Genomic DNA, 7,248 nt, shown 5'->3' on the forward strand with positions numbered 1-7,248 from the left:
GGTCCGAACCCCACCCGTGCAACAACTAGCGTGCGTGCTCCGCGAACTGCCAACGGCCGATCCGGAGGGCGCCGATGCCTACCGCATTCCCCCAGGGGACCCAGACGTCCCAGGAGGCTCAGAGATCCCCAGGGCCGCAGGGCTCCCCGGGGGTAGCCCCCGTCCCCGCCTCCGCCCGGCGGCGGGAGCGTGAGGGCGGACGACATGGCCGGGCCTCGTTCCCCGAGTCGGCCGCCGACTCGGCGATACGGTCCCGTCTGGTCCGGCTCGCCGCCATCCCCTGCCTCCTCGTCGCCGTGATCTGTACGGCCGTCGCCGCCTTCGTCGTCCAGGCGGGCGGCGCCCGGCTCACCGGCCGCGAGTGGGTGGTGCTGTGCGGCGGGCTCGCCCTGGTCTGCGTCATCGTGCTCACCGCGGGCGCCGCCGCCAACTCCGAGGCCCGCGCCGCCGTCGCCCGGTACGCCCGGCTGCGCCAGGTCTGCGCCCGCAGCCAGTCCGACCTGTACGACCTGCTCGACCGCGTACGGCAGGGCGAATGGATCCAGCGCCGCGAACCCGAACAGGGCCTCGTGCCCAGCGGCGACACCCTCGACCTGCTCGCCCACGAAGTGGCCGCCGCCGGCCGGGCCGCCGAGTCCGCCGTCATCGACGCGGTCGCCATCGCCCGCAGCAACGCCAGCGGCAGCGAGCAGAAGGTCGAGGTCTTCGTGAACCTCGCCCGTCGTCTCCAGTCCCTGGTGCACCGTGAGATCGAGCTGCTGGACGAGCTGGAGAACCAGGTCGAGGACCCCGACCTGCTCAAGGGCCTCTTCCACGTCGACCATCTGGCCACCCGGATCCGCCGGCACGCCGAGAACCTCGCCGTTCTCGGCGGCGCCATCTCGCGCCGTCAGTGGAGCCGTCCGGTGTCCATGACCGAGGTGCTGCGCTCCTCGATCGCCGAGGTCGAGCAGTACCCGAGGATCAAGCTGGTGCCGCCGATCGAGGGCACCCTGCGCGGCCACGCCGTCGCCGACGTGATCCATCTGCTCGCCGAACTCGTCGAGAACGCCTCGATCTACTCGGCCCCGCAGACCCCGGTCCTGCTGCGCGCCCAGCTCGTCACCGCCGGCCTCGCGGTCGAGGTCGAGGACCGCGGCCTGGGCATGTCGGCGGATGAGCAGTCGCGCATGAACGCCCTGCTGGCCGACCCCGAACATGTCGATGTCGCCGAGCTGTTGAGCGACGGCCGGATCGGACTGTTCGTGGTCTCCTCGCTCGCCCGGCGGCATGGCATCGTTGTCCGGCTTCAGAGCAATATCTACGGCGGCGTACAGGCCGTGCTGATCGTGCCCCAGGAGCTGCTCGGCGAGGAATCGGCCGGCGGGGAGTCGGGCGGGGCGGATGCGTCGCGCGCCGGATCACCGGACACCGACCCCGTACGCGAGCACGACGGGGGATACGACGGAGGCTTCGTCGACCGTCCCGCCGACGGCCCTGAGCGGCACGGCCACCGTGAGCGCCACGACCGCCACGACCCCGGCCCCGCCCCCGGCCGCCGGACCGTGGCCATTCCCAGTCCCGGCCCCGCCCCTGACCACCTGATCGACATGGCGTCGCACGGCTACGGCGACCGTACGGCCCCGGTCCCGCCTCAGGCCCCGCCCCCCGTCTCCGCGGACACCGATCCCGACGCCGGCGCCGCTCGTCGCCGGCTGGTCCGCGCCTCGGGCGCCCACACCCCTGAAGTCCACATGGCCGACGCGCAGTTGCCCGAGTCGCACACCCCCCACACCGTCCCTGCCGGGGCCGTCCCCGCTGACGCCGTCCCCGCCGACCGCCCGGCCGACCCAGGCCCGGTCGTACTGCCACCCGCACCGCCGGCCGTGGATAACGGCGCCCGCCCGCGGCTGCCCCGGCGGCGCAAGCAGACGCATCTCGTCCCCGAGCTGCGCGGCGAGCCGATCCTGCCGTCCGCGACACGCCGTACGGGCCCGGAACCCGAGCACGACCCCGGCCTGATGGCCGCCTTCCGGCGTGGCTTCAGCCTCGCCGACGACACCTACGCCGGCGACACCGCCGGAGGCAACGGCACCACTCCGGCCCAGGGCTTCGACACCAGCAGCCCGGCCGGCAACGACCTGCTCTACGACCGTGACCACGATGCCACGATGGCCCGCCCCCGAGGAGACGACCGCAACCATGGTGAGTGATGTGCGTGCGCAGGCACATGCGCAGCTTCAGGGAGGCCAGCACGCCGATCTGTCCTGGCTGCTGACCGGGCTCGTACAGCGGGTGCCGCACGCCCGCAGCGCGCTGCTGCTGTCCTCGGACGGCCTGGTCAAGGCCGCCCACGGCTTCGACCCGGACAGCGCCGACCACATGGCCGCGCTGTCCTCCGGCCTCTACTCCCTCGCCCGCAGCGCCGGTGTGCGCTTCGGGGAGGGCGACGACGTTCTCCAGGTCGTCGTCGAGCTGGAGTCCACCTTCCTGTTCGTCTCGACCGCCGGATCGGGCGCGTGTCTGGCCGTGCTCGCAGGCCGCGAAGCCGATGTGGCGGTGCTGGGCTACGAGATGTCGATGCTGGTCAAGAGCGTCCGGCCGTATCTGTCCACCCCCGCACGCCAGCAGGCGCCCGCGGGCGGTCGTTGACCATGACCGTGCGTCGCCGGCGGCGGCAAGGCGGGGAACCGTGGTACGACGACGCGGCGGGCCGGCTGGTCCGCCCGTACACCGTCAGCAACGGCCGGACCCGTCCGACGGCGCACTTCGATCTGCTGACGATGGTGATGGCCACCGGCCGGCGGCCCGTTTCCTGCCAGGGTCCCGACTACGCCCAGGTGCTGGGACTGTGCTGCGGGCCGGTCTCCGTCGCCGAGATCGCCGCCCACATACGGCTGCCCGCCGTGGTCACCAAAGTGCTCCTGGCCGACCTCGTCGACTGCGGGGCGCTCACCGCGCGGGCCCCCGCAGCCGTTTCGGCAGGGCCCGCGTCCCGTACCGACCGAGCCCTGCTGGAGGCGGTGCTGAATGGACTTCGCAAACGACTGTGACCCCCACGCCCAGGGGGATTCCTCGACCGACCTGTTCCCCACCGCGCTCAAGATCCTGGTCGCGGGGGGCTTCGGGGTCGGCAAGACGACCTTTGTCGGAGCGGTGAGCGAGATCGAGCCGCTCAGTACGGAAGAGCTCCTCACCCAGATCAGCGTCGGCACGGACGATCTGGCGGGTATCGAGGACAAGGACACCACCACCGTCGCCATGGACTTCGGCCGGATCACGCTCAGCCCGGCGCACATCCTCTATCTCTTCGGGACGCCGGGGCAGCAGCGCTTCTGGTTCATGTGGGACGAGCTGTCCAACGGCGCGCTCGGCGCGGTCATCCTGGCCGACACCCGGCGTCTGGACCAGTGCTTCGCCGCCGTCGACTTCTTCGAGCGGCGCGGTATCCAATTCATCGTCGCCGTCAACGAGTTCGACGGTTCCTACCACTACGACCCGGACGAGGTCCGCACCGCCATGGACATCTCCCCGGACATTCCCGTCGTCCTCTGCGACGCCCGCCGGTGCAGCTCGGCCACCCATGTCCTGGTAGCGCTCGTCCAGCATCTGCTCACTCCCGCCCTCGCCGCGACCCCGGAGCTGCCGTGAACCACCCCGCCTCCCGTGCCCCGTACATCTCCTACGACCCGACGCGCCATCTGCTGCTCACCCCGCAGGACGACGAGGCCCCGGCGCGGGTCGCCCGGCTGCGCGCCCTGGGCATCGGCGAGTCCCCGCTGCCCGCGTTCGACGAGTTCGCGCGCAAGCTCGCCCGGACCACCCGGGCGCCGTACTCGATGGTCAACTTCATCGACGAGCGACGGCAGTACTTCGCCGGTCTCTACACGCCCGCCCAGGACCAGGCCGTCGAGCTGGGACCGGCGCCCGCCAGCGCCCAGCCGGGCCGGGTGATGGACCGAGACCACGGCTACTGCCCGCATGTCATCGTCCGCCGCAAGGCCCTGGTGCTGGAGGACGTCTGCGACTATCCGCGGTTCGCCGGGAACCCGGTCGTCGACGAGATCGGTATCCGCTCCTACCTCGGGGCGCCGCTGATCGACCGTACGGGGATGGCGCTGGGCACCGTCTGCGTCGTGGATCTCGAACCGCGCCCGTGGGGGCGGGAGGGGCTGGAGACCATCAAGTCGATGGCCGCCGAACTCGTCGAGCAGATCCACCGGATGGAGAAGCAGCAGAGCGACGTCTGATACGGCCCTCCGGTCCAGCAACCCGGCCCCGGTGCCCGGCACGGACGGCAGTCGGGGGCGGGATGCCGGTGAGCGGGCCGGCTGCGGCGGTCAGGAACGCCGAGGGGGCCCAAAGCCCGGACCCGGCCCGGACCTGGACCTGGACCTGGATTGATCGGTTCATGCGCGCCTCGCCGCTCCTTCCCCTCGTCCTCCTGCTGCAGAACCGGGGCAGGCTGACTGCCGGTGAGCTCGCCGAGGAGCTGGGCGTCCGGGGCCGGACCGTCTACCGGGAACCGACCTGTTCTGGTCCAACGTCAACCCGTACGGCACCTTCCGCTTCGACATGGACGCCCGGCTCGATCTCGGGCCGGTCCCCGCGGTGCCCCGCCGCCCGGCCCCTGGCAGACACCGCCGCCCGAGCACTCCCGGAGAGCCGATGACGGCCTTCCACGACTTCCAGGACCTCACCGGTCCGACGTGGCTATGCGAGGTCGGCGAGGAGCGCGTCAAGTGCACTGGTCAGGGCCTCGGAGTTGGCCGGGTCGAACCAGGTGGTGCGGATGCGTTCGTTGTTTCCGTTCGGGGTCTCGTGGTCGGCTGCGAGTTGGTGCAGGGAACGGGTCTCGTCGCTCAGAGCGCGATCGACGCCCTGGAAGAGGCTGCGAACGTAGCGGTCCGCCTCCTCGGAGGCGATGCCGTGGTCGGCGGCCCACGACGTGAGTGTGGCGAGGTACCAGTAGTAGGTGGTCAGCGTCCCCGTCAGCGCGGAGAAGACGTTGAAGGCGGCCTCGTCCGCGACGGGGAGCACCCCGCCCAGGCGCTCGAAGAGGGAGTTCACCTCCGGGTGCGAGGGGTACACCACCGTGACGGAGCGGCGTTCGCGGATGGCCGGCAGGGGGACCTGCTGCCATCTCGACTCTCCCGTCTCGGCACACTTGCCGGCCTGGTGAAAGCGGCTCTCTCCGGCCCGGTCAGCCGTACATCGCCACGCGGTGGAGAGCCGCAAGTGCGTCGTCGATGGGGTGGGGCTGCGGCTTGCCGGAGGAGTCGAGCCTGTTCCACCTCTGCATGTTCACCGCGACCGCCATCTGCCGCTTGCCGTCAGCACGGGTCATGGCCAGCGCTCCACCACCCCAGACCGTGCCGCCATGGCCCCAGAACGTGCCCTGACCGGGACCTTCCATCGGGTGCAGGCCGAGGCCGTAGTCGATCGTCTTTCCCTCTTGGGAGACGACCGGGACGGTGCGTTGCATCTGCGCCAGCGACGACGGGCTGACGATCTCGCCCGCAAGCAGCATGCCGTAGAAGCGGTTGAGGTCCGCGACGGTCGATATCAGCGAGGCCGAAGGCCCCACAAATGACATGTCGTAGACGCTGTAGTCGCGTGGCGGGTCGATCATGCCCAACCACGCCTCGTAGAGCTGCGAGTGCGGCCCGTTGACGTACGGTCCGGCGGGGAGTTCGGTGTCCCGGAGCCCGGCGCGCTCGATGACGTTCCGGGTGATGTACCGCTCAGCCGTAGCGCCGGTCACCTGTTCCAGGAGTTCGCCGAGGAGCAGGTAGTTGGTGTTGGAGTACACCCCCGGATTGCCACCCGGGGCGCCGACGGCAGGTGCGGTGACCCCCATCTCGATCAGTTCGGTGGGGTGAAACCGCGTGAGCCGGTTGTCGTCCAGGCTCTGGGGTCCGGTGTCCGCGAGGGCGGGGAACGCCTTGAGGGAGGGGTAGGCGTACGGGAGGTACTCGGCGAGGCCGCTGGTGTGGTTGATCAGCATCCGGACCGTGATCGCGTCACCGCGTTCTCCGGGAACCAGCTTCGGAAGGTACCGGCCGATCGGTGTGTCGAGACCGATCTGACCGCTCTCGACCTGCTGCAGGGCCGCGGCGGCGGTGAAGGTCTTGGTGATGCTGCCCACGCGGTGCCGCATGTCGGCGGTGACGGGGAGGCCGGTGGCGACATCCGCGACCCCGGCGGCGCCGCGCCAGACCTGGTCGCCGTCACGCACCTCGGCGAACAGGCCCGGCATCCCGGCGCGGTGGACGTTTTCAATGGCGGCGTTCAGCTCCGCAGGATCCAGCGGGTTCCTCACGACATGCGTCCTTTCGTATTCCCCGGGGTGGGCTCCACGTCGGCCGCCTGACCCGGATAACAGGGCACGAGTGGCACGCCGGCCCGCCTGCTGCCAGGCCGCTCGGCACGCTCACGCCCTCATTATGCACGCAGTGCGTGCAACACCAAGTGCATAGGTTAGGCTGAGTCCCGACGAGAGGGGTGAGATGGCAGGCCGAAGGCGCTGGTCGACCGAGGGGATCCTGGATGCGGCCGCGGAGTTGCTGCGCACGAGCGACGCCGAGTCGTTCAGCGTGCGCAAGCTCGCCGCGGTGCTCGGGACCGATTCCTCCAGCCTCTACCGGCACTTCCGCAGCAAGACCGAACTGCTGCGCGCGGTCGCCGACCGGATCCTCCTGGCCGCCATGGACGGCTACCGCCCCGAGGGCGACTGGAAGCAGCGCGTCACGGCCCTGGCCCTGCGCGTGAGAGAGGCCTTCGGTCAGCAGCCCCAGCTCGCCGCGGTCTGGGGACGCTACGCGTCAAGCGGCACCGGTTCCCGGCTGGTCATGGAAGAGGTGCTGCAGGCCCTGCGGGCGTCGGGACTGCCCGACGAGGAGATCCCGGCGCGCTACCACCGGATCGTGGTCCTCATCGCCGCGTTGATCGCCTCCGAGGCCGGGTTCAGCACCGTCACCCCCGGAGAATACGAACAGGGTATGGAGCTGTTTCGCGTCGCGGTACTCGGCGCCGACCCCGAACGCTTCCCGGCCCTGTCCCACTTCGCCCGCGATGTCCGCCCCCTCGGGGTGGACCGCCGCGCTGCGTTCGAAGAGATCCTCGCCGCCCAACTCGCCCACATCGAGGCCGCAATCTGCCCGAGCTAGCTGTATTGACCCGCAGCATTGTTGATTCGACTGATGGGCGGGTGGCCGCCGAGTGCAGTGTGGCAGCGGTGATGGTTGTAGGTGTGGAGGAACTCCACGA

Annotated in this window: 8 protein-coding genes and 1 pseudogene; 6 read left to right on the forward strand and 3 right to left on the reverse strand. The window is 70.7% G+C overall.

The window, feature by feature from the left end; all coding sequences use genetic code 11:
- Positions 1 to 74: 74 nt before the first annotated feature.
- The 5 genes from IF67_RS0137160 to IF67_RS0137180 are packed head-to-tail and all read left to right on the forward strand — an operon-like array spanning position 75 to position 4,229.
- Complete coding sequence (locus tag IF67_RS0137160; protein WP_030993289.1) at positions 75 to 2,192, forward strand: sensor histidine kinase; 2,118 nt, start codon at positions 75 to 77, stop codon at positions 2,190 to 2,192.
- On the forward strand, positions 2,182 to 2,631 hold the full coding sequence (locus tag IF67_RS0137165) for a roadblock/LC7 domain-containing protein (RefSeq protein WP_030993290.1): 450 nt from the start codon (positions 2,182 to 2,184) through the stop codon (positions 2,629 to 2,631). The genes IF67_RS0137160 and IF67_RS0137165 overlap by 11 nt, the downstream gene beginning before the upstream one ends.
- 2 nt (positions 2,632 to 2,633) lie before the next feature.
- On the forward strand, positions 2,634 to 3,032 hold the full coding sequence (locus IF67_RS0137170) for a DUF742 domain-containing protein (RefSeq protein WP_030078883.1): 399 nt from the start codon (positions 2,634 to 2,636) through the stop codon (positions 3,030 to 3,032).
- Complete coding sequence (locus IF67_RS0137175) at positions 3,010 to 3,630, forward strand: GTP-binding protein (protein WP_030993292.1); 621 nt, start codon at positions 3,010 to 3,012, stop codon at positions 3,628 to 3,630. Before IF67_RS0137170 ends, IF67_RS0137175 begins: the two co-directional genes overlap by 23 nt.
- A 26-nt stretch (positions 3,631 to 3,656) precedes the next feature.
- Positions 3,657 to 4,229 carry a GAF domain-containing protein gene (locus tag IF67_RS0137180; RefSeq protein WP_030993294.1) on the forward strand — a complete coding sequence of 191 codons (573 nt, stop codon included), beginning with the start codon at positions 3,657 to 3,659 and terminating at the stop codon, positions 4,227 to 4,229.
- 463 nt (positions 4,230 to 4,692) lie between these two features.
- Here IF67_RS0137180 and IF67_RS0137185 read toward each other — a convergent pair whose 3' ends face one another.
- Complete coding sequence (locus IF67_RS0137185) at positions 4,693 to 5,070, reverse strand: pyrroline-5-carboxylate reductase dimerization domain-containing protein (RefSeq protein WP_234341621.1); 378 nt, start codon at positions 5,068 to 5,070, stop codon at positions 4,693 to 4,695.
- Between the two features lie 112 nt (positions 5,071 to 5,182).
- Complete coding sequence (locus IF67_RS0137190) at positions 5,183 to 6,301, reverse strand: serine hydrolase domain-containing protein (protein WP_030993297.1); 1,119 nt, start codon at positions 6,299 to 6,301, stop codon at positions 5,183 to 5,185.
- Positions 6,302 to 6,488: 187 nt separating this feature from the next.
- Between IF67_RS0137190 and IF67_RS0137195 the strand changes: the two genes are divergently transcribed.
- The gene (locus tag IF67_RS0137195) at positions 6,489 to 7,148 is read left to right on the forward strand and encodes a TetR/AcrR family transcriptional regulator (protein ID WP_030993298.1); all 660 of its coding nucleotides are present in this window, start codon (positions 6,489 to 6,491) and stop codon (positions 7,146 to 7,148) included.
- Here the strand turns inward: IF67_RS0137195 and IF67_RS43445 are convergent.
- Positions 7,145 to 7,248: pseudogene (locus IF67_RS43445) on the reverse strand (IS481 family transposase); the annotation flags it as partial. The gene IF67_RS0137195 and the pseudogene IF67_RS43445 overlap by 4 nt on opposite strands.

It is taken from the genome of Streptomyces sp. NRRL S-1813, from assembly GCF_000719605.1.
Classification (GTDB): domain Bacteria; phylum Actinomycetota; class Actinomycetes; order Streptomycetales; family Streptomycetaceae; genus Streptomyces; species Streptomyces decoyicus.